At 61.9% G+C, this 20312-nt stretch carries 21 protein-coding genes, 1 tRNA gene and 1 pseudogene; 8 read left to right on the forward strand and 15 right to left on the reverse strand.

Annotated elements, in window-relative coordinates; all coding sequences use genetic code 11:
* The first annotated feature begins 74 nt into the window (after nt 1-74).
* The 7 genes from LL253_RS11625 (at nt 75) to LL253_RS11655 (ending at nt 7897) form a co-directional block, all read left to right on the forward strand.
* Nucleotides 75-3128, forward strand: coding sequence for a PAS domain-containing protein (locus tag LL253_RS11625; protein ID WP_228227250.1), 3054 nt, complete (start codon nt 75-77; stop codon nt 3126-3128).
* A gap of 41 nt (nt 3129-3169) precedes the next feature.
* Complete coding sequence (locus LL253_RS11630; RefSeq protein WP_228227251.1) at nt 3170-4456, forward strand: cation:proton antiporter; 1287 nt, start codon at nt 3170-3172, stop codon at nt 4454-4456.
* A gap of 74 nt (nt 4457-4530) precedes the next feature.
* Nucleotides 4531-5442, forward strand: coding sequence for a dimethylarginine dimethylaminohydrolase family protein (locus LL253_RS11635; RefSeq protein WP_228227252.1), 912 nt, complete (start codon nt 4531-4533; stop codon nt 5440-5442).
* A 66-nt stretch (nt 5443-5508) separates the two neighbouring features.
* On the forward strand, nt 5509-5736 hold the full coding sequence (locus LL253_RS11640) for a DUF3072 domain-containing protein (RefSeq protein WP_228227253.1): 228 nt from the start codon (nt 5509-5511) through the stop codon (nt 5734-5736).
* 229 nt (nt 5737-5965) lie between these two features.
* The gene (locus LL253_RS11645) at nt 5966-6889 is read left to right on the forward strand and encodes an ROK family protein (RefSeq protein WP_228227254.1); all 924 of its coding nucleotides are present in this window, start codon (nt 5966-5968) and stop codon (nt 6887-6889) included.
* On the forward strand, nt 6886-7692 hold the full coding sequence (locus tag LL253_RS11650; RefSeq protein ID WP_228227255.1) for a class I mannose-6-phosphate isomerase: 807 nt from the start codon (nt 6886-6888) through the stop codon (nt 7690-7692). The genes LL253_RS11645 and LL253_RS11650 overlap by 4 nt, the downstream gene beginning before the upstream one ends.
* 135 nt (nt 7693-7827) lie before the next feature.
* Nucleotides 7828-7897 (forward strand) — tRNA-Glu (locus LL253_RS11655).
* A 427-nt stretch (nt 7898-8324) separates the two neighbouring features.
* Here the strand turns inward: LL253_RS11655 and LL253_RS11660 are convergent.
* The 7 genes and pseudogenes from LL253_RS11660 to LL253_RS11690 form a co-directional block, all read right to left on the reverse strand.
* Nucleotides 8325-8570, reverse strand: coding sequence for a helix-turn-helix domain-containing protein (locus LL253_RS11660; protein ID WP_228227256.1), 246 nt, complete (start codon nt 8568-8570; stop codon nt 8325-8327).
* A 2-nt stretch (nt 8571-8572) separates the two neighbouring features.
* Nucleotides 8573-8887, reverse strand: coding sequence for a DUF736 domain-containing protein (locus LL253_RS11665; RefSeq protein ID WP_228227257.1), 315 nt, complete (start codon nt 8885-8887; stop codon nt 8573-8575).
* Nucleotides 8884-9105: a DUF2274 domain-containing protein gene (locus LL253_RS11670; RefSeq protein WP_228227258.1), complete on the reverse strand. Its 222-nt coding sequence runs from the start codon at nt 9103-9105 to the stop codon at nt 8884-8886. Before LL253_RS11670 ends, LL253_RS11665 begins: the two co-directional genes overlap by 4 nt.
* Before the next feature lie 12 nt (nt 9106-9117).
* Nucleotides 9118-10431, reverse strand: a complete 1314-nt coding sequence (locus LL253_RS11675; protein ID WP_228227259.1) for a TrbI/VirB10 family protein — start codon at nt 10429-10431, stop codon at nt 9118-9120.
* Complete coding sequence (gene trbG / locus LL253_RS11680; RefSeq protein WP_228227260.1) at nt 10428-11408, reverse strand: P-type conjugative transfer protein TrbG; 981 nt, start codon at nt 11406-11408, stop codon at nt 10428-10430. The genes LL253_RS11675 and trbG overlap by 4 nt, the downstream gene beginning before the upstream one ends.
* Nucleotides 11409-11582: 174 nt before the next feature.
* A pseudogene (locus tag LL253_RS11685) lies at nt 11583-12798 on the reverse strand (IS3 family transposase).
* On the reverse strand, nt 12749-13111 hold the full coding sequence (locus tag LL253_RS11690; RefSeq protein ID WP_228227261.1) for a DUF736 family protein: 363 nt from the start codon (nt 13109-13111) through the stop codon (nt 12749-12751). The pseudogene LL253_RS11685 and the gene LL253_RS11690 overlap by 50 nt, the downstream one beginning before the upstream one ends.
* Before the next feature lie 916 nt (nt 13112-14027).
* Between LL253_RS11690 and LL253_RS11695 the strand changes: the two genes are divergently transcribed.
* Nucleotides 14028-14510: a MucR family transcriptional regulator gene (locus LL253_RS11695; protein ID WP_323133410.1), complete on the forward strand. Its 483-nt coding sequence runs from the start codon at nt 14028-14030 to the stop codon at nt 14508-14510.
* A gap of 254 nt (nt 14511-14764) precedes the next feature.
* Here LL253_RS11695 and LL253_RS11700 read toward each other — a convergent pair whose 3' ends face one another.
* From LL253_RS11700 to LL253_RS11735, 8 genes are all read right to left on the reverse strand, one after another.
* Nucleotides 14765-14998, reverse strand: coding sequence for a hypothetical protein (locus LL253_RS11700; protein ID WP_228227263.1), 234 nt, complete (start codon nt 14996-14998; stop codon nt 14765-14767).
* Nucleotides 14999-15195: 197 nt separating this feature from the next.
* Nucleotides 15196-15744: a DNA -binding domain-containing protein gene (locus tag LL253_RS11705; protein WP_228227264.1), complete on the reverse strand. Its 549-nt coding sequence runs from the start codon at nt 15742-15744 to the stop codon at nt 15196-15198.
* 428 nt (nt 15745-16172) lie between these two features.
* Nucleotides 16173-16562 carry a MarR family transcriptional regulator gene (locus LL253_RS11710; protein ID WP_228227265.1) on the reverse strand — a complete coding sequence of 130 codons (390 nt, stop codon included), beginning with the start codon at nt 16560-16562 and terminating at the stop codon, nt 16173-16175.
* Complete coding sequence (locus LL253_RS11715) at nt 16559-17089, reverse strand: hypothetical protein (protein ID WP_228227266.1); 531 nt, start codon at nt 17087-17089, stop codon at nt 16559-16561. Before LL253_RS11715 ends, LL253_RS11710 begins: the two co-directional genes overlap by 4 nt.
* Nucleotides 17090-17126: 37 nt before the next feature.
* Nucleotides 17127-17462: a hypothetical protein gene (locus LL253_RS11720; RefSeq protein WP_228227267.1), complete on the reverse strand. Its 336-nt coding sequence runs from the start codon at nt 17460-17462 to the stop codon at nt 17127-17129.
* A 26-nt stretch (nt 17463-17488) separates the two neighbouring features.
* Nucleotides 17489-17920 (reverse strand): helix-turn-helix domain-containing protein, encoded by a 432-nt coding sequence (locus LL253_RS11725; RefSeq protein WP_228227268.1) that lies wholly within the window; start codon nt 17918-17920, stop codon nt 17489-17491.
* A 230-nt stretch (nt 17921-18150) separates the two neighbouring features.
* Nucleotides 18151-19152, reverse strand: a complete 1002-nt coding sequence (locus tag LL253_RS11730; RefSeq protein WP_228227269.1) for an NADP-dependent oxidoreductase — start codon at nt 19150-19152, stop codon at nt 18151-18153.
* A gap of 16 nt (nt 19153-19168) precedes the next feature.
* Nucleotides 19169-20263 carry an alkene reductase gene (locus LL253_RS11735; RefSeq protein ID WP_228227270.1) on the reverse strand — a complete coding sequence of 365 codons (1095 nt, stop codon included), beginning with the start codon at nt 20261-20263 and terminating at the stop codon, nt 19169-19171.
* Nucleotides 20264-20312 lie beyond the last annotated feature (49 nt).

A 20312-nucleotide genomic window follows, 5' to 3' on the forward strand; every position in this document is an offset into this window, starting at 1 on the left:
GCCACCGGGAAATGTTGCGCCAGATTAAGGTGATTTCGATGCTGATTCGTTCGCCAGGCTGATATGGGTGGCTCATGACTACCGATGCCTCGCGCAGCCCCGTTGCCTCCCCCCCTTCCTGGAGCGAGGCGGAGCGTATGGCGGCACTCGACAGCTATGCCATTCTCGACACCCCGGCCGAACCTGATTTCGACGATCTGGTGCTGCTCGCCGCTCAGGCACTTGATGTGCCGATCGCGGTCATCAACCTGATTGCCAGCGACCGGCAATGGTTCAAGGCGCAAATCGGGCTTGCCGCCCGCGAAATGCCGCTCGAAGTGTCGATCTGCACGCATGCGCTCGCGCAGGATGATGTCCTCGTCGTGCCCGATACCAGGTTGGACGACCGGTTTGCCGACAACCCGCTCGTGACGGCTGACGATGGCCTGCGCTTCTACGCAGGGGCCTTGCTGCGCACGCCCGAAGGCATTCCCATCGGCACGCTGTGCGTTCTTGACCGAAAACCCCGGCCCGGCGGGATCACGGAACAACAACGCCATCTGCTCAACCTGCTGGCGCGGCAGGCCACGACCCAGATGGAATTACGCCGGATCGTGGCCCTCACCGATCGGCGCGCCGACGATTTGCGCAGTATCGAAGAGCGGTATCGGCTGGCTGGCCGTGCCACCAACGACGCCATCTGGGACTGGGATCTCGGCACCGATCATGTCGAATGGAACGAGGCGTTAGAACGGGCTTACGGGTTCGGCCAGGCTGAGGTTGAACCGTCCGGCGCATGGTGGATCGCGCATATCCATCCCGACGACCAGGATCGTATTGCCACAGCCATACATGACGCCATCCACAGCAAGGCCATTCATTGGTCGGACGAATATCGCTTCGGCCGCGCCGATGGCAGCTACGCGCCGGTGCTGGATCGCGGCTTCATCATTCGGGATGCGTCAGGCCGGGCGACCCGGATGATCGGCGCGATGCTGGACCTGAGCGAACGCCGCGATCGCGAGGTTGCGCTCAAAACCAGCAATGAACGGTTCGAGGCGGCGGTCGCGGCCATCGACGGCTATCTGTGGACCAACAGCGCGGACGGAAAAATGCGCGGTCCTCAGCCGGGCTGGGCCCAACTGACCGGGCAAAGCCAGGAGGCCTATCAGGGCTATGGCTGGGCTGAGGCTGTCCATCCCGACGATGCCCAACCCACGATCGACGCCTGGAACGAAGCGGTCACTGCGCGCAAGATGTTCATTTTCGAACATCGCGTCCTGTGCGCCGACGGCCAATGGCGGCGTTTCTACATTCGCGCGGTGCCGATGTTCGATCCGGACGGCAATCTGCGCGAATGGGTGGGCATCCATACGGACGTGACATTACAGCGCGAGCAGGAAGACAGCCTGGCCGCCAACGAAATGCGCCTGCGCTTCCTGGACGATCTCAGCCGGGAAATCACGGTCGCCGATGATGCCGACACGGTCATGGCCATCACGACCCGGATGGTGGCGACCCATCTGGGCGTGTCCAATTGCGCCTATGCCGACATGGATGAGGATGAGGACGGGTTCACCATCCGCGGCGATTGGGCGGCGGCCGGCTCCTCTTCGATCGTGGGCCATTATCGGTTGAGGGATTTCGGCGCGATGGCGCTGGAACGGCTCCACGCCGGGCTGCCGCTGATCATCAACGACAATGCCCGCGATCTGCCCGCGCACGAAGCCAGGACATTCCAGGATATCGGGATCGCGTCGACGATCTGTCTTCCGCTGATCAAAGGCAACCAGTTGACCGCGCTCATGGCCGTCCACGATGCCCGGCCGCATGACTGGACTCCATCGGAACTGCGCCTTATCGCATCGGTGGCGGAAAGATCCTGGGCGCATATCGAGCGGGTGCGCACCACCGTCGCCCTGGCGGAACTCAATGCCAGTCTGGAGCAGCGGGTCGAGGAACGATCCCGTCAACTTGTCGCGACGGAAGAAGCGTTGCGGCAGGCGCAGAAAATGGAAGCCGTCGGCCAGTTGACCGGTGGCATTGCGCATGATTTCAACAATATGTTGACGGGCGTGATCGGTTCGCTGGACTTGCTTCAACGGCATCTGGCCGCCGGGCGCCAGGACCGCATCGATCGCTATATCGACACGGCGATGACGTCGGCGCAGCGTGCAGCCTCCCTGACGCAGCGCCTGCTCGCTTTTTCCCGCCGCCAGTCGCTCGACGTGACAGCCGTGAATGTCGGCGACCTCGTCACCGGCATGGAAGACATGCTGCGGCGAACGATGGACGAGAATATCCGGTTGGAAGTGCACCTGCCCGAAGCGACATGGCTGGCCAAAACCGATCACAATCAGCTGGAAAGCGCGTTGCTGAACCTCGCCATCAACGCCCGCGACGCCATGCCCCATGGCGGCACGCTGACCATCGCTGCGCGCAACACGCCTTCGAACGAGGCGACGGGCCTCGACGCGGACGACATGCAGGCGGATGATTTCGTGGAAATCAGCGTCTCCGACACCGGCACGGGCATGAGCGAGGATGTGCTGGCCAAGGCCTTCGATCCCTTCTTCACGACCAAGCCGATTGGCGCGGGCACGGGCCTTGGCCTTTCGATGGTCTATGGTTTCGCCCGCCAGTCGGGGGGCCAGGTCCACATCACGTCCGCTCCGGAAGAAGGGACCACGATACGGCTCCTGCTTCCCCGTCACGTCGGCGAGAAGGAAGAAGCTGGGAGTGAGACAGTCGAGGTGCGCCCGGCCGAGCCGGGCGAGTGCGTGCTGCTGGTCGAGGATGATCCATCGGTCCGGCTGCTGGTCTGCGACGTGCTCGATGATCTGGGATATGAAGTGTGGCAGGCGCCCGATGGTCAGACGGCCATCACGCTGGCCCAGACCATGCCGCGTATGGATCTGCTGATCAGCGATGTGGGCCTACCCGGCATGAATGGCCGCCAGCTCGCCGATATTTTACGTGGCGACCGCCCTGACCTGCGCATCCTGTTCATCACCGGCTATGCCGAACGGGCAACGGTGCGTAGCGAATTTCTGGGCCAGGGCATGGAGATGATCGCCAAGCCCTTCGCGATCGACGTCCTGTCCGCCAAGATTCGCGAAATGATTGAGGCACCCGCGCCTGCGGCCTGACCGCCGGTGAACCTATGGTCGTGGTTTCGGGTTTAGAGGGAATGCCCGGCCTTTCCTCCCCCGAACCCTATATCCTGTGGCTTACCGGCGCGGGTATATTGATAACCCTCGTCGCATGGTTGCCGCTGGCCTTGAAGCGACTTCCGCTGTCGCTGCCCATCATCTGCATGGCCGCTGGCGCCGCAATATTCCTTATCCCCCCCATCACCTTCAGACCTTTGCCGACCATCCTGCCCGATGTCGCAGAGCGGCTGACCGAGTTCGTGGTCATCATTGCGTTGATGGGGGCTGGGCTGAAGCTGGACCGGCTTTTCAGCTGGCGGCGCTGGAACGTCACCTGGCGGCTATTGGGCATCACGATGCCGCTTTCGATCGCAGCGATCACGCTCATCGGCGTTTACGGGCTCGGCATGTCGCTGGCTATGGCCCTGCTGCTGGGCGCCTGCCTCGCACCGACCGATCCGGTATTGGCGGCCGACGTACAGGTTGGACCGCCCAAAAGCGGCGAAGAGGACGAGGTCCGCTTCGGTTTGACATCTGAAGCCGGGTTAAATGATGGCCTGGCCTTCCCTTTCGTCAATCTCGCCATTGCGCTGGCGGCCGTGGCCGCTGGTTCGGACGAGCCGTGGTTCCGCAACTGGCTGCTCCACGACGTCCTCTGGGAGATCGGCGTCGGATTGATCGCCGGTTGGATCATCGGCCGCCTGTTTGGCTGGCTGACATTCCATGTGCCCGCGAAAAATCGCTTGGCGCAAACCGGCGACGGGCTGATCGCGCTAGCCGCGACGCTCATATCCTATGGTGCTGCCGAAATGGTGGACAGCTACGGATTTCTCGCCGTGTTTGTTACCGCCTTGACCCTGCGCCGTTCGCATCGGGACCATGATTTCCAGCGCGAGATGCATGCCCTGACCGAACAGGTGGAGCGGCTGGCGATGATGGTGGTGCTAATCCTCTTTGGCGGCGCGCTTGTCAGCGGGTTGCTGGAGTCGCTCCAATGGGTGGACCTGATGGCCGCGATCGCGATCATCCTTCTGGTGCGCCCCGCCGCGGGTCTTGTCGGTTTGATCGGCCTGCCGGCCGAAAGGAGCGAGAAGATGACGCTCGCCTTCTTCGGAATCAGGGGGGTAGGATCCTTCTATTATCTTGCTTATGCGATCAACGCGGGCGGCTTTGGATCGGGCGAGCGTCTATGGGCGATCGTCAGCCTGGTTGTCCTGCTTTCCATCCTGCTGCACGGCCTGAGCGTCACGCCGATCATGCGGGCCATGGATCGGCAGCAGGGCCGCGATCCGGACGGACCTTCTGCCTGCCCGGAAAGTGTCTAACCTAAGTTTGATAGCGCATATCTGTCCGGAACGCGGCTTTCAGGCTGGGTGTTTACGACATTCAGGAGATCAGCATGAAACTGGATTTCGACCCATTCCTGGGAGCGACCGCCGCCCCATTTGCCATGACGCGAACGCCCTATTCGATCCGGGGCGAAACCGATCGCCTGACCGACGTGCTGATGTGCCCGCCTCATTTCCTGGCGCCTGTTCCCTGCTGCGCGGTGACGCGTCACAATATTGCGCAAGGGTTCGTTGCCAGTATCGACGAGGCGCAACGTCGGCATGCCGAACTTGTCCGCCTGCTCGAGACTTCCGGCGTACGGTGTCATATGCTGACGGCCGATCCGGCCCTCCCGGATATGTGCTTTACACGCGATGTCGGCGTATCCACGCCCTGGGGTATGGTGGCGCTCAATCCGGCCATCCCTCACCGCCAGCCTGAAATCGACCGGTTGATTCAGTTTCTTGGCGCCTCTGACACGCCGGTGCGAAGCGTTCGAGCAGGCACGATCGAAGGCGGCGACATTTGCGTCGCCCGCGACGGTCTCCTGCTGATCGGCATGTCAGGTGAACGCAGCACGGCTGCGGGGATCGATGATTTTTCCGCCCCATTTCGGGCTGCGGGCTGGGACGTGCTCATTTGCCCCTTTCATGCCGACAATCTGCACCTCGACACCATATTCTGCATGGTCGACCAGAAAGAAGCGATTGCCTGCATCGACCTTTTGGACCCTGACTTTCTGGCCGCCGTAGAGGCACGGGGCATTTCCATCATATCTTTGCCAGACAGCGTGGCATCGACGCTGGACTGCAATATTCTTTCGCTGGGCGACAGACGCATTGTTGCGCGCATGGATGGTGTGGTCGCGCCCATCTTGCGCGGCGCTGGCTATGAGGTGTCCGAAGTCGATATTTCGCAGTTCGCAGCCTGCGGCGGCGGCATCCATTGTCTTACGCAGCCGCTGCGCCGGGTGACGCAATGACAGCGGGAACGTTCGGGCTGAAGCCACGTTTCCCTAGAACAAAATAGGAACGATGGAGCCGTAGCCGTGACCCAACCTTTCGATAATCCGAAACTCGACGAACATCCCGGCTCGAATGCCGAAAAGGATCCCGATGCCTGGGTATCGGGCGATGACCCCATGACCGGCGCACAGGCGTCCTATCTGACGACCCTGTGCGAAGAGGCGGGGGTCGAGCCGCCTGCCGCCACGCTCAGCAAGGCGGACGCCTCGAAACGGATCGACGCGTTGAAGGCGCAACTCGGCCGAGACTGAGGGATCTTCATATCAGGAACCGACTATCATTTTGCAGCATCGCAGCGGGACGGCCCTGAGGTGTCCGATGCTTGGGGCTCCTTCCCGCACATTGCGCGATGCTGCCTCTATGCCTAGGGTCGGCGAATGATCTCTTTCTGTTTGGTCGGGCACATGGGGACGGTGACGGCCGCCTCTGCCTCAATTACACTGGCAGGTCTTGTTGAACTGAACCCAAAGGGGCGCTGGTTTGACTAAGTGCGCCGCGCCGCCTTTTGCCACGCGACGATATGCCGGGATCGAGCTTGGCGGCACCAAATGCATCTGCACCCTCGCGTCGGGACCAGACGACATATTGGACCAACGCACGATCCCCACCCGGCGGCCTGAAGACACGTTGTCGGCGATAGTAGCTGTCCTGCAAGAATGGCATGATGGCAGAGGATTTGACGCGCTGGGGATCGGGGCATTCGGTCCGATCGATATCGACCCTGGTTCGCTCAGCTACGGACATGTTCTGGCGACACCGAAACCGGGATGGCCAGGCACTGACCTTATTGAGGCGCTGGCGAGGCCCTTCAACATCCCCTGCGCCTTCGATACCGATGTCAACGGCGCGGCCATGGCTGAAATTCACTGGGGCAGCGGGCAGGGCTTGCGGGACTTTGCCTATGTCACGGTAGGGACGGGTATCGGCGTTGGCTTGGTCGTTCATGGTTTCCCTACGCGCGGCATAGGTCATAGCGAAGCGGGTCATATTCGCGTTCCGCCTATGGCCGGCGACGACTTTTCCAGTCTTTGTCCTTATCATGACGATTGCGTCGAAGGGCTCGCCTCTGGTCCCGCCGTCATCGCCCGGCTCCAAGGTCGCTCCCCTGAAAATATTGCGCGCGACGATCCTGTGTGGAATCCTATTGTCGACAGTCTGGCCAAAATGGTTCATGCCCTTGTCTGCACCGCAGGACCTGTGCGCATCGCCATGGGGGGCGGGGTGCTGGCGCACCAGCCCCATCTGCTTGAAAGGATCGAGGGGGCGCTGCGCGACAGCCTGAATGGCTATATGGCTCTTCCGATGGACCAGCCCTATATCGTCGCACCGGCACTGGGAAACCAGGCGGGACCATTGGGGACCATCGCCCTGGCCATAGCGGCGCAGGAAAAGGCTTTCATGTGACATCCCATCGACTGACCCCTCATATCGTCGAGAAGCCTTGGGGCCGGAAGGATATTCCCGCGCTCTATGAAGCGGCTGCCGGCCAGCGCATTGGCGAGGTCTGGTTTATCGGCCCGGAGGATCGCGACCAGCCCCTGCTGGTCAAATATCTGTTCACCAGCGAACGGCTGTCGATCCAGGTTCATCCCGATGATGATCAAGCCCGCGCCCGAAAGCTGAGCAGCGGAAAATCCGAATGCTGGTACGTGCTCGAAACGCAAGGGGACGCCCGGCTGGGAATAGGCCTGGTTCGTCCTGTCAGCCATGATGTTTTGCGGTCCGCGGCTCTGGATGGATCGATCGAGGATCTGATTGATTGGAAGCCGGTGAGGCCCGGCAGTTTCTACTATATCCCGGCTGGCACCATCCATGCGATCGGCAGCGGCATTACCCTTGTTGAAATTCAGCAGAATAGCGACGTCACCTACCGCCTATATGATTATGGCCGGCCAAGGGCACTGCATCTGGATGACGGAATTTCGGTGAGCCGGCCGGAACCCTATGCCCTGAATGAGCAGCATGTCGCGCCAACGGCGGACCTCGTCCTCCTCGACCGTTTCGTCGCCCCCTTCGCTGTAGAGAGCAGGATTGGCAAGGCGGGCGATACCCTCCAGTTCGAGCAGGCCGAAACCTGGTTTACGCCGATTTCCGGATTTGGTTCAATCGATGGCCGGCCATGGCGCGCCGGCGAGTGTTGGTTGATCGATGGCCCTGCGCAGGTCAGGCTTGATACGGATATGCACGCCTTGATCGCTAGACTCTGATGCTGAGTTTCAGCGGCAGCATGATGACGTCGCTTTCATAGACGAACAGCCACTCTGCTTATCCCGCGCGATCGGGATAATCCTCCGGTTTGACCTTGCTGACCATCGGACGATGCTCGACCTTTTCAGGCGGGTGGCCACCCGATGTCCGGGTGTCGGCCCTCTCACGGCTGAAACACGGGTTCGATTCCCGTAGGGGTCACCAGCAAAATCAATGACTTAGTAGATATTTTTTGCGCCAAGTGGTGGATTTGGTCCACACATCGTCCATGAATTTACCCGGACGTCGCTGGACGGCAGTGATCGATTTTTACGATTATTCGAGAACATTCTGATTGTTCAACAAGCCTTTCGGCGCGGAACAAATCCACAGAGAGAATCGATGTAGATCCCACCACTGACAAGCCGTTCCTATTTCTCGGGCCAGCCGCTCAGGATCGGCAGATCGTCTCATCTGCGGTCAGTCTGTGATGATCATGAGCATGGTCCTTGATTTTGCGCCCGAAATACTCGCAGAACTCCAAAAAAGAGCGATGCCAAGGTGGTGCCCAAGCACGCCGAAGCTCAGCTATACCTCCGCTCAATCCCACAACGCCACTAAAACGGATGTCGCCCGGTGCGCCGGACGCGCTTTATGCGTCAGGATTCTTGATGTTTCGGTGCTTCTCTAAGAACCGTCCAAGACCGTCTACCGGGAGTAACGTAGCGCGCCCGATTTTAACGATCTCGATCTCTCCCGACTGAATAAATTCATAAAGTTTCGACCGGCTGATCCCGAGCATGGCAACGGCCTGTGGAACTCGTACAGCGAGTGGCGACGTCACGACTATATCGGTCGAGGCATAGACCGAATCTTCCGATTTCACTTTGCGGATCATGACTATCGTAGCTCCCATGTGAGATGAGCTGTCCCCTTCTCCTCATCCGCAAACAGTACTCCATTGATCGGGCATAGCGGATCATCGATCCTGACCCGCCAATAACCACGCGGGGGATCGCTGCGTGATGTTCGTTCCCATGCATCGCCGATCTGCTGCCAGCCCAGCATCACCCGGAAGGCGGGTGCTCTGTCGTTCACCCGGTCGTCATTGGGCACCAAGCGGATATGGCGCTGGAGGGAGAGCGTAGTGATTTCGCCTTCCCATCCGCCCTGCTTCGACCGTTTGAACCGACCGATCACGCGACGGCGCATCATGGCGTCGCCTCCGCTTCCTTACGCGCTTTGGCAAAAGCCCGGTCGCTGGCGATAAAAGCATCGAGCATGGCCGGAATAAGATCTGCCACCTCTGCCTTGTCGGCATAAGCGCTGTTGTATAGCGCAGCATAATCGGCAAGCGCATGAGCAAGGTCGGGCGTGACCGTGATCCCGATCTTGACCGGGGTGCGGTCGGGGAGCTTTGCGAGTTTCAGCATAGGATACTCCTGTCAGCGCCCGCCCCACGCCCGAAGGACCAAATCCTTGTGAACAATCACACGAAGCGGCCATCCGGGGCGGACGGTTATGGTGGGCTGGATGTTGAGATTTTTGGTGACGATCTGCTGGCCTGCCTGATTGGCGGACTGCTGGGTGGACTGGCGAATGGCCCGCACAAGGTCGCTCTCGTCGTCCCCGATGGAAATCTCGGTGCCAACGCCCAGCAGGGTCGAGAGCGCGACCCCCTTGAGCAGGCGCCAGCTATGGTAGTCCACCTTGTCCGACAGACCGGCATAGCCCGCCGCATCGGTCGCGGGCAGATTGTCGATCTGGATGGAACTGCCGTCGGGCAGGATGATCCGCTGCCAGACCAGCAGCGCACGGCTCTGCCCGAACGCCACAACGCTGTCATAGCTGCCGATCAGGCGCGAGCCCTGCGGGATCAGCAGCGTCCGGCCCGTCACGGTGTCGAACACATTCTCCGTCACCTGCGCCACGACCATGCCGGGAAGGTCGGAGTTGAGGCCAGTGAGCAGGCTTGCCGCGATCACGCTGCCTGCCATCACCTGATATGGCGAAGCAGGGGTCTGGAGCGCATGGGCATTGTAGATGCCGCCCGATGCCGATTGCCCGACAAAATCCAGCTTGCGCTGCTGGTTGTTCTGATCGCGCTCCGGGTCCAGCGCGAGCCGACCTGTTTGAGCTGGTTCGCCTGTCGCCGGGATCGCGCTCGCAACTTTCGCTTCCGCTGGGGCGGAGACCGCTGCCGCCGCGCGGCCCGACGACTGCACCATGACTCCGGCTTCGCGTGCCTGAGCCGCCTGCGCTGCGATACGCTGGCGTTCGGCTTCGGCAGCCTGCTCCTGCGGCGTCATGGCGGGCGGCATTGCGCTGTCGCCGGTCATGTCGCCGCCAGCCTCAAGCTGGCGTTGGCGATCGAGAATGGGTCGCCCGAGATCGCCGGGGAGCGGAGCGCCCAGGATCGGCGTTCCGGGCGCGACCTCCCCATAATTGCCGGGAAGGTTGGCAACCGCATCGGCGGGCGTCTTGCGGTCGCTGACCGCGCGTTCGTCGGCCGCGCTGACGATGTGGAGCGTCTTCGGCCCCAGCGCCATCCAGGCGACGCTGGCGATGGCGAGCGAGCTGGCGGCCGCGCCGCCGATGATGACGCCGCGCCGGAAGCGGACGACACCGCGCGGGGCCGCACGCAGCACAAGGGTTTCTGGTGGAGCCTTGGACGGCGGGGCAGATTCCGGAGACGGCGCTGCGGGTCCTGTGGGTTCCGGCGCGTCCGGATCGACGGGCGGGATCGGGGTGGCGCTCATTTGCGCGTCCTCCCGTCCGTGCGGGCGAGCCGCACGACCTGCTGCGGCCTCTCGCCAAGGCGAAGCTCCGCCGCCGCGAACAGGCGATCAACAATGTAGTGGTTGCCGCTGACGCGGTAGTTGACCAGTTGCGTGTCACCCAGCGGCCCGACGACGAACAATGGCGGCGCCTCGCCCTGATCGAGCCGGCCGGGAAACTCGATATAGACCTTCGTGCCATCGTCCCATGCACGGACCGGCCGCCACGGAGGGCTGTCGCCGCTGATCTCATAGCGGGACCGCAGATTGGTGAGCGCGACATTCTCCGCCACCGGCCTTACCTGCTCGGCGCGGGCATTCTGGCCGCGCAAGGCCACCAGCCGGTCCTGCGGATAGGTCCAGCTTATCGCCGCCATCGCGGTCGCGTCGGTGCTTTCGAGCGCCAAGTGATAGGCGCGACGGTCGGTCGTGATGACCATGTTCGTGACAAGGCCGGGGGCGAAGGGCTTCACCAGGACATGCACGCGCGCCGCATCGCCCGCGCCGCTCGTAGTATCGCCGATGATCCAGCGGACCGTATCACCGGCCGACACCGCGACCAGCTTCTCACCGGCCTGCAAGGCGATGTCGCTGACCCGTTCGGGCGCGGTATACAGACGATAGAGCGCCCCTTCCGTCCACGGATAGACTTGCACCGCGTTGATGTAGCCCGTGCTCGACGGCTCGCGCGTCGCGGCCCGGTTCGCGGCCTCGATCCGCGCGGTGGGCGCGCGAGTCTCGCTTTTCACCGATGGCGGGGGCTGAAGCTGGCCGGGAAGCGGCAGCGGCACCGGCTGTTCGACGATCTCGACCGGACGGGGCGGCTCGGCCTCTTGTCTGGCGGGCCGGAACTCGGCAGCGTCATAGCTGATTGCGGGCGGCGGCGTCTTACCCGCGCAGGCGGCAAGCGCCAGCGTCGAGGCGCACAGAATGGCGATCTCAGTTTTTGGCCGGGTCATTGTCCGGTTACTCCTTCATGGGTGGGACTGGCGGGCGCGGCCGGGAGCGGCGCAGCGTCCGGTATGGCCGGCGCGGCCGGCACCGGCTGCGGGGGCGGTGCCGGCGGAATCTCCGCCTTTGGTCGCTGCCCTTGCTGATCTGATCTGCCCCCACCGAGTGGACCGATTGGTTTGTTAGTGGATTAAGCCCATCGCCGCCATATCCGGACGGAGGTGGAGCGAAGCGGAACCGGAGGCCGGATATGGCGGTGTCGCCGTTTCCGGTGCCGGTGGTCGGTATCCCAGACTGCTATGCGGGCGGACGCTGTTGTAATGCCGCCGCCAAGCTTCGATCAGCACCTTGGCTTCGGCGAGGCTGTAGAAGATCTCGCCGTTGAGCAGTTCGTCGCGAAGCGACCCGTTGAGCCGCAGGCCGGGCGAAGCCCAACCTTTCGTTATAGCCATTCTCCCATGGTGATCCCGGTGTGATGTAGAGCGTCTTCACGCCGATCTGCCCCAGCCATTGCTGGACGGCTGTCGCGATAAATTGTGCTGCGCTCGCCTTCGGCCCCGCTGCCATTATCGGATCGTATATGTGCCGGAGGGCCGCGCGAGGTGAACAGGTCGGCTAAGGCCGCCAGAACATCCTCATGCTTGAGCTGACGCGCCACGACGAGCGCCAGGCACTCCCGGCTGGCCTCATCGATGATGGTCAGGATGCGGAACTTGCGGCCATCATGCGTGCGCCCTTCGACGAAGTCGTAGGCCCATACATGTCCCGGATATTCCGGCCGCAGGCGGATGCAGGATCCGTCATTGAGCCATAGACGCCCGCGCTTTGGCTGGCGCTGCGGAACCTTCAGCCCCTCACGCCGCCAAATCCGTTCGACCCGCTTATGGTTCACCGTCCAACCCGCATGGCACAGCAACGCCGTCACCCGGCGGTAGCCGTATCGACCATATTGCTTTGCCAGTGCGATGATGTCCTCCGTCAGCGCCTGCTCGTCATCCGCCCCGCGCGGCACCTTGCGCTGCGTCGATCGATGCTGACCCAGCACCCGGCATATCCGTCGCTCGGATACCGGAAACTCTCGTCGCACATGATCAATGCAGCGTCGCCGCCGCGCGGGGCTTAGAAGTTTCCCTTGGCTGCCTCCTGCAGGATCAGCTTGTCCAGCGTCAGGTCCGAGATCGCCCGGCGAAGACGCTGGTTCTCCTTCTCCAGATCCTTCATCCGCCGCGCCTGATCGGTCTTCAGGCCGCCATATTCCTTCCGCCAGCGATAATAGGTCTGCTCGCTGACCGCGATCCGGCGGCAGGCTTCGGCCGTGCTCGCTCCCTGTGCCAGCACAATCTCAACTTCACGCAGCTTGCCGATAATCTCTTCCGGCTTGTGCTTCTTGCTCGGCATTCATCGTCCCTTTCGTGGTCCAGACTATCATAGTCTTTGGGCCACTCAGCAGGGGGCAGATCAAGCCGGACTTGGCGGTCTCGATATAGCCTCGGAAATAGACTTCGCCGGTCTCCTTGGCGGCTCGTTCCCAGATCGATCCCAGACGCACGTCGCGTCCACGCGGACTTTTGGTCATCATATTGAAGAGCGGGGCGCGGGGATTGTCCGATGCGACCTTCTCAAGAAAGATGGCGTCGAAATCAAAGCTGGCTTCGGCGATGTAACCGGTAACGGTACCTGTATCGCCGCGGACAAGTTTTCCGATATTCATGACAATGGCTCCAATATTGCAAGTTGACTGTCCATCATGGGAATTTCACCACTCCCTCTGACAGTTATACTTATACAGCATTATAGGCATAATAGGTAACGCATTGTTTTATTGACAGAAAACCCATCGTACCCGGTGAGTCCGAGCATCCATCAGGGGCCGCGACCAGCGGCCCAGCAAAAGGCGAAAACGCATCGGCCGCGAAACGCGGCCGATCCTGCTTTGACAGGAATCGGGAGCGGAGCTGGCCCCTGATCCCATCGCACCCGGAGCCGTCCTCGCAGGGTCCCAAGGGCCGTGCCGATTTCTTGGCGGCAAGAAGCACGGGAGGAAGGTCTATGCGCAGCTTGGTGAAATCGGGCCGGTGCAGCCGCTGGCTTCAGACAGAAAACCGGCCCGATTTCGCCTAGCGCAGCTTCCTTCCGACGCAATTCTTGCCGCTGAAAATCGGTGCGGCACGCCAGGGACGCTGGGAGACGGCGCAGGGCGCGATGGGATCACCGGCTCCAAGATACCCCATCGCGCGTCAGCGCGATTCCTTAGCGTAGCTGTCACTCCGGTCTTATCGGCCAGGTCGCCGCCCGCCCGAACACGCCGTCCGACCGCCAAGTCCTGCGCCAGCGATCGTCGTCCGCCAGGATCGAGACGGCGCAGCCGGCTCGACGGAGCCGCCCTCTAGCGGCGGAGCAGAGCGCGATCCGGCCGACGGCCGGAGGCGCCATGAGAACAGTATCGCCACGGCCCTACCTCAAGCCAACAATAGCAGCCCAGCATGGCACAGAGAGCAGCCTGACAGCCCCTCCCCTCGGACCAATTCCGCTATGCGTGTCGACCTGTTCAGACAGAAAGATACGTATAATGAAGATGGCGCCTCGCCTGCGTCGCCGTTACGAGCGACTTCAAAATGGAGACACTTGTGGCCGCTGAAACCGAAATGCTGATCACCCTTACCGCCGATATCGTATCCGCGCATGTCAGCCACAACAGCGTCTCGACCACCGACGTCGCTGGCCTGATCGAGAATGTCTATGGTGCACTGAGCGCTTTAAGCGTTCCTGCTATACCCGAGGAGGAAAAGCCCAAGGGCGCCGTGTCCATCCGGGCGTCGATCAAGCCCGATCACCTCGTCAGCATGATCGACGGCAAATCCTACAAGATGCTCAAGCGGCATCTCTCGCTCAATGGCTATACCCCCGCGAGCTACCGGGAAGCCTTCGACCTGCCGAGAGACTATCCAATGGTGGCTGCGGCCTATGCCCAGCAGCGGCGAACGCTCGCCAAGGCTATCGGCCTTGGACGCAAGCCGAGACATGCCACCGCGAGCGAACCGGTAGCACAAGCGCCGAAACCGACGCGCAAACCCCGGAGTAAGAAGGCGACATCCGACCATCCGGGATAATCGCGCATATTGCCCCGGGGGGTATCAAACCGTTCTGCGCCGACAAGAGGCCTTGCGCACGCCTAACCAAACCCGCAGAGGGCGACCGCTCCGTCATCGACCAGGGCTGTGCTTCCCGGCACCTTACAAGAGGCTCCCCTTCACGGGCTGGAGGCGCGTGGCGCGCCCTGCAGCTTTGCCACGTCATCTGCGTCCAGACGCGCTCAATGCCCCCGTCCATTGAAGCCGACCCGTGCCGAGCGGATGCGAAGAGGTCAGTTGAGCGACGGCTCGCTCGGTCGATTACGCACCGTATCGAGCAGCATATAGGCCCAGATCGCCAGATAGCGGCTCTGATCCTCGCCGCTCTCCTGGGCCTTCACGGCCATGGTAGTGAACCTTTCCGAATAGGTCTCCAGCAGCATGACACCCGCCTGCTCCAGCATTTCGCCCAATTCCTTGAATACCGTCGCCAGGGCCGTCGTCATCGCAAAAAGTTCGTCTCGCATCTGCCGTCCTTTCGTCATTGGCCTGGAAAACGGTCTCAGTCACCGCCGTCGGACAATATATGGAGCGGGTATCGGCGTCGCGATCCGCTCGGCCTGGCAGCTATGGCCGTACCGTTGTCCCGCGATCGATACATCACACCGACGCAGACACCGTGACGGCAACAGCCAAAAAAGCGTCGTCCCATGCTATCCAAACGTCACACTACGGCAAACTGCCCACCATAGGTGACGTTCATCCGTCTCTTTGCAAGCGCGATCAACCGCGCCACACGCTTGCGCATCCGATCCATGCTATCTCCATCGATCTGCGCCGCGCCGAACAGGGCGATGGCGATCTCGATCTGGGAGGCGCCAGCCTGCTTCATCTCCCAGGCCGCAAGCGCCAGTAGCCATCGAGCGGCCAGGGTATCACGACCGTAGAGCCCGGCCGGCAACCGTCGCAGGCGGACCAGCGCCTCCAGTCGACTGAGCGTATGAAGCCTCACGCGGAGCTTTCGGAAATCGGCAAGATCATAGGCCAACCGCACCGGCCCGTCGAGAAGGCTGGCACCGCGCGCTTCGAGACGGATATGCCGCGGACCGTCGGCAATAACCACATGTTCGCGATGTCGCGCATCGCGCAGCACGGAGACCGCGACTGGTAAATCGAGCAGATCGAACGCATTGGAAGCTGTCTGAGGAGCCGATACCGCGCAGACGGGCAAGATTGATGGATCGCTGGATGCCGGCCAGAAGATGGTGAGCAAGGGATCGGCCGAGGACGGTCTGCCCACAAAATCGCGAGGCATCGGTCTGAGGCGGCGGCGGGCGGCCCGCATCCGCTACCAGTAGCATGACCGGCGGATCGACCCGGAGAATATGGCGCTCGACGATCGGGGCCTGCTGTCTAGAAGCTTGGCCGTGCCGGATCGCGAACAGGGCATCGATTTCCGCGCGATCAATCCATGATCGCCTGTTCCCGGCGTCGCCATAACGGTCAAGCGGCCAAGGTCGCCGGGCAATAGATCGCGTCATCGCCGTTTCTCGCCCGAACCCGGGGCATGTATCGCGCCAATATTCAGCTGAGGATCCACCATGGTGCTGCGGACGTCAGCCCTATAGGTTGAGCGTAAGGGCAGGACGGCTTTGCGCGCCGGTTTATCCATCAAGGGTTTATCGATGCGCTCAGCCATCGTCAGGAAGACCCGATATCGAGGGACAGGATTGCCCCATCAAGCCATTGTTCGGTCTGTTCCAGCAGCGCCTTGCTCGGTTGCACGAATATTCGTCGCCCGTCCGCGCTATCGCCCCGCCGCTCGACCAGTTGCTGCGCGACAAGTCGGTCGAGATGGCGCAGCGCGGTGGTCTTCGACACGCCAGCGCAGCCGCACAGCCCGGAGACGTCAATGACCTCGCCCGCGCAACAGGCGACATAGAGTTGGAGGATCATGTCCCAGCCGGGTTCTCCGAAGATGACCGAAGGAAAGCTATGCTTCCGGCGCTCACGACTCCTCAGCATGATGCGCGCCAGCCGCTCCCGGTCCCTGGGCCTGTCCCGCGCCTCCCGGCTGGAGGCGAGGATCACGGCTTCGACGAAGCGTCTTGGGAGGTCGATTCTGACGCTGATCCGGTCATGTTCGTCCGCGCCTGACATGACGGTCTTACTCCTGATCTCGTGATACCATCGGCATTGACGGGCAGCCGTGCGGTGCCAAGAGCAAGGACGAACAGGGCGCCGTAGGCATAGAGTCCCTGTCCGCTTGCATAGGCGAGCAACGTGCTGCCCGGCAGGAACGTGCCGGCGATGCTGGCGAACAGGTTGGCGAGCGCGAAGCCCGCCGCCCAGATCGGCCAGATCGGCCAGAACCGGCTCGTCTTAGCGGCCAGATGATAGAAGCCCATGGCCACGCCCAGATCGATGGCAAGCACGGCAATCTCAGCAGGCGCCCAACTCGCAAGATCCAGCAGGCGGATCGCGCTCGACAAGGCGGAGCCGGTGAAATTGATCGCGGCGCCCCACCGTTCCGGGCGGCCACCTCTTATAATGGCATAGAGGCAGACCGCCACCAGAGTGACATCATAGGCGATGGCGAGGAGAAGGTAGATCGTCATGAGACAGACGATAGCCCTTCTCCCCAGACATGCATCCTTAAGCCGCAGATCGCTCCCGCTCGATCACAACCGCAGGCTTGGGATCCCCCACCCCCCAGTCGGTGACAGTGAGGCCGAGCGCGCGTCCGGCCTTTTCGATGGCGACATGCGCACGAAAACCCAATTGATGCTGGCTTTCGGCGAGGGCGGACAAGGCGCCGATGGTGGCCTTGACCGTCGCCTGCGCGAATGTCGGCGACAATCCGTGCGTCTCGTTGAGTTCAAGCGTGGTGACCAGAAATTGCGCGGCATCGCGCGTCGCCTTCTGGATCGAATGTTCGGCACGGCGCAGATCACTTGCTGCCAGGCGGCTCGACTTAGACAGATCGTTCATATCATCTCCTCGGGCATCATCGCCCATCATGGATAAGCGCCGAGAAGAAGAGCGATCGTGACGATGACCATTGCCCCAACCGTGATGCCCGCCGGAGTGACGATCGCGACGATCGCCATCCAGACCAATATCTGCTGCCGCGTCAACATTTTGAACGGCCTTACTTTGCTCGGCAGGGGCCAGGAGAAAGCCGAACCATCTGATTGGGAAGGAGAATTAATTTTACCCCCAGGGTCTAAAGATTGTACCCGCTCTTCATATTCATGAAAACGGCGCGCTGCATCGACCCGGCTGGCAACACCCAGCTTCTTGCAGGCGCGGTTAAGCTGCTTGTCGATCGTGGCGGTGGAACTGCCTGTTCTGTAAGCGATTTCAGCGGACGTGCAGAGATCGAAGACAAGCCTGAGATAGGTCCTTTGTCGGTCGCTCAGCTGTTCAAACCGGCTGTCGTCATCCATGCACGCCTCCGCGATCGCGCTCCGTCCCCTCCTGACCATGCCGCACTCGAACCTATATATATCCAAGACTTGCAGCGAGGCGAGTCGGAGATGTCGTTCGCGAATCAGAGAGGAGGTTTCGCGCTTTTGCATGAGAAGGAGCCCGCTCCATCAAGCCCTTGGGTGCTGTCTTCCAGCCTGCGTTGCGCATGTGGGTGATCATGATGGAATCCGTGTTTTTGGGTATGGCGTTACTTCAGTGTGGCGACGACCTTCCCTTTGGCGCGGCCGGTATCGATATGGCCGAGCGCATCGTTCAGTTTCTCGAAGGGGAAGACATGATCGACCACCGGGCGGATCACACCCTCTTCGATCAGCTTGGTGATCCGGCTCAACTGCTCTCCGTCCGCGTGCATGAAGAGGAAGGAATAGTTGACGCCCGCGCGCTTCGCCTTGCGCCGGATGCCCGCGCTGAGTAGGCGCAGCATGAGCCGCAGCGCCGCGTTCAAACCTTGAGCTTGCCCGAAGGCGGGGTCGGGGGGGCCGGAGATAGAGATGAGCTTGCCGCCGGGCTTCAGGACCTTCAGCGACTTTTCCAGCGTCGCGGCGTCGAGACTGTTAAGGACGAGGTCGTAGCCCGACAGCTCTTCCTCGAACTTCTGGCTGCGATAGTCGATGACGACATCCGCTCCGAGCGCCTTCACCATCGCGGTGTTGGTGGCACTTGCCGTCGTCGCGACGGTGGCGCCGAGATGCTTGGCGAGCTGGATCGCGAATGTGCCGACACCGCCCGATCCGGCATGGATCAGCACCTTCTGACCCGGCTTGATCTGCGCGCGCTCGACCAGCACCTGCCAGGCGGTCAGTCCGACCAGCGGGATCGACGCTGCCTCCGCCATCGTCAGATTGGCGGGCTTGAGGGCCAGATCGGCGTCCTTGACGGTGATGCGTTCGGCAAAGGCGCCGATCTGCCCGTCGCGGGGGCGGGCATAGACGGCGTCACCGATTTTGACGCGCCGTACATTCGCGCCGATCGCGACGACCATGCCCGCAAGCTCATGGCCGAGGACGAGTGGCGGCTTGTAGGGTAGGATCGGCTTGAACGCCCCATCCCGGACCTTGGAGTCGAGCGGGTTGAGCCCTGCTGCCTCAACCTCGACCAGCACGTCCTCGGGGCCAGGCACGGGTTCCGGCACGTCGCCCAGTCGCAACTGCTGCTTCTTGCCGTAGCGGTCGAGGATGAAGGCCTTCATGATGCTCTACTCCAGATCAGGCGTCAGCTGAAACGATCGCTGCGGGATAATCGGTGTAGCCCTCAGCGCCGCCACCATAGATCGTGGCCGGATTCATCTGCGCGAGCGCCACACCGCTTTTGAAACGCTCGACGAGATCGGGATTGGCAATGAAATGATGCCCGAAGGCGAAGAGATTGGCCTTGCCCTGGCTGAGGCGTGACTTCGCCAGTTCAAGGTCATAGCCATTGTTGGCGATGTAGGTATTGCGGAAGCGCTGCCTCAATGCGTCGAAATCGAAGGGCGTCGCATCACGCGGTCCGCCGGTCGCGCCTTCGACGACGTGGATATAGGCGATGCCAAGACCATCGAGCGCTTCCACGACATGATTGAACTGCGGCAGCTCGTCGCTCGACAGGACGATGCCGCTGGCCGGCGACACCGGCGAGAGGCGGACGCCCGTACGCTGCGCGCCGATCTCGCTCGCCACGGCGGCGGTCACTTCGATCAGTAACCGGCCGCGGTTCTCGACTGAACCGCCATAGACGTCCGTGCGGACATTGGCAGTTTCGCGGAGGAACTGATCGAGCAGATAGCCGTTCGCACCATGGACCTCGACGCCGTCGAAACCGGCGACAATTGCATTGGCCGCAGCCTTGCGGAAATCCTCGACGATGCCGGGTATCTCGTGCGCTTCGAGCGCGCGCGGCTCGGACACATCGACGAAACCATTGTTAACGAACGTCTTGGTCTCGGCACGAATCGCCGATGGCGCGACCGGCGCCTCTCCGTCATGAAGATCGACATGGCTGACACGCCCGACATGCCAGAGCTGCACAAAGATGCGGCCGCCCTTGGCATGGACCGCGTCGGTCACCTTGCGCCAACCTGCGATCTGTTCGGGCGTGTAGAGGGCGGGCGTATCCTGATAACCCTGGGCCTGCCGCGAAACCTGCGTCGCCTCGGTGATGATGAGCCCGGCGCTCGCACGCTGCGCATAATAGTCCGCCGCAAATCGGCTCGGCACGAGGCCCGCCCCCGCGCGGTTGCGGGTCAAGGGCGCCATGACGATGCGGTTCGCAAGCATGAGTCCGCCAAGGTCGTAAGGGCTAAACAGGTCGGTATCGGTCATTGTCTCAGTTTCCGTTCGAATGCGTTGAATGCGTTTGCGCGATTCTACG

The sequence above is a fragment of the Sphingobium soli genome, assembly GCF_020782245.1.
In the GTDB taxonomy this organism is placed as follows: Bacteria; Pseudomonadota; Alphaproteobacteria; order Sphingomonadales; family Sphingomonadaceae; genus Sphingobium; species Sphingobium soli.

Coding starts and splice junctions, on each gene's coding strand:
- LL253_RS11720 (WP_228227267.1), bottom strand. CDS start 17,462: ATGAACGATCTGTCTAAGTCGAGCCGCCTGGCAGCAAGTGATCTGCGC.
- LL253_RS11630 (WP_228227251.1), top strand. CDS start 3,170: ATGCCCGGCCTTTCCTCCCCCGAACCCTATATCCTGTGGCTTACCGGC.
- LL253_RS11715 (WP_228227266.1), bottom strand. CDS start 17,089: ATGACGATCTACCTTCTCCTCGCCATCGCCTATGATGTCACTCTGGTG.
- LL253_RS11670 (WP_228227258.1), bottom strand. CDS start 9,105: ATGCTGAAACTCGCAAAGCTCCCCGACCGCACCCCGGTCAAGATCGGG.
- LL253_RS11660 (WP_228227256.1), bottom strand. CDS start 8,570: ATGATCCGCAAAGTGAAATCGGAAGATTCGGTCTATGCCTCGACCGAT.
- LL253_RS11735 (WP_228227270.1), bottom strand. CDS start 20,263: ATGACCGATACCGACCTGTTTAGCCCTTACGACCTTGGCGGACTCATG.
- LL253_RS11690 (WP_228227261.1), bottom strand. CDS start 13,111: ATGAATATCGGAAAACTTGTCCGCGGCGATACAGGTACCGTTACCGGT.
- LL253_RS11730 (WP_228227269.1), bottom strand. CDS start 19,152: ATGAAGGCCTTCATCCTCGACCGCTACGGCAAGAAGCAGCAGTTGCGA.
- LL253_RS11700 (WP_228227263.1), bottom strand. CDS start 14,998: ATGCGAGACGAACTTTTTGCGATGACGACGGCCCTGGCGACGGTATTC.
- LL253_RS11635 (WP_228227252.1), top strand. CDS start 4,531: ATGAAACTGGATTTCGACCCATTCCTGGGAGCGACCGCCGCCCCATTT.
- LL253_RS11625 (WP_228227250.1), top strand. CDS start 75: ATGACTACCGATGCCTCGCGCAGCCCCGTTGCCTCCCCCCCTTCCTGG.
- LL253_RS11665 (WP_228227257.1), bottom strand. CDS start 8,887: ATGATGCGCCGTCGCGTGATCGGTCGGTTCAAACGGTCGAAGCAGGGC.
- trbG (WP_228227260.1), bottom strand. CDS start 11,408: ATGACCCGGCCAAAAACTGAGATCGCCATTCTGTGCGCCTCGACGCTG.
- LL253_RS11675 (WP_228227259.1), bottom strand. CDS start 10,431: ATGAGCGCCACCCCGATCCCGCCCGTCGATCCGGACGCGCCGGAACCC.
- LL253_RS11725 (WP_228227268.1), bottom strand. CDS start 17,920: ATGGATGACGACAGCCGGTTTGAACAGCTGAGCGACCGACAAAGGACC.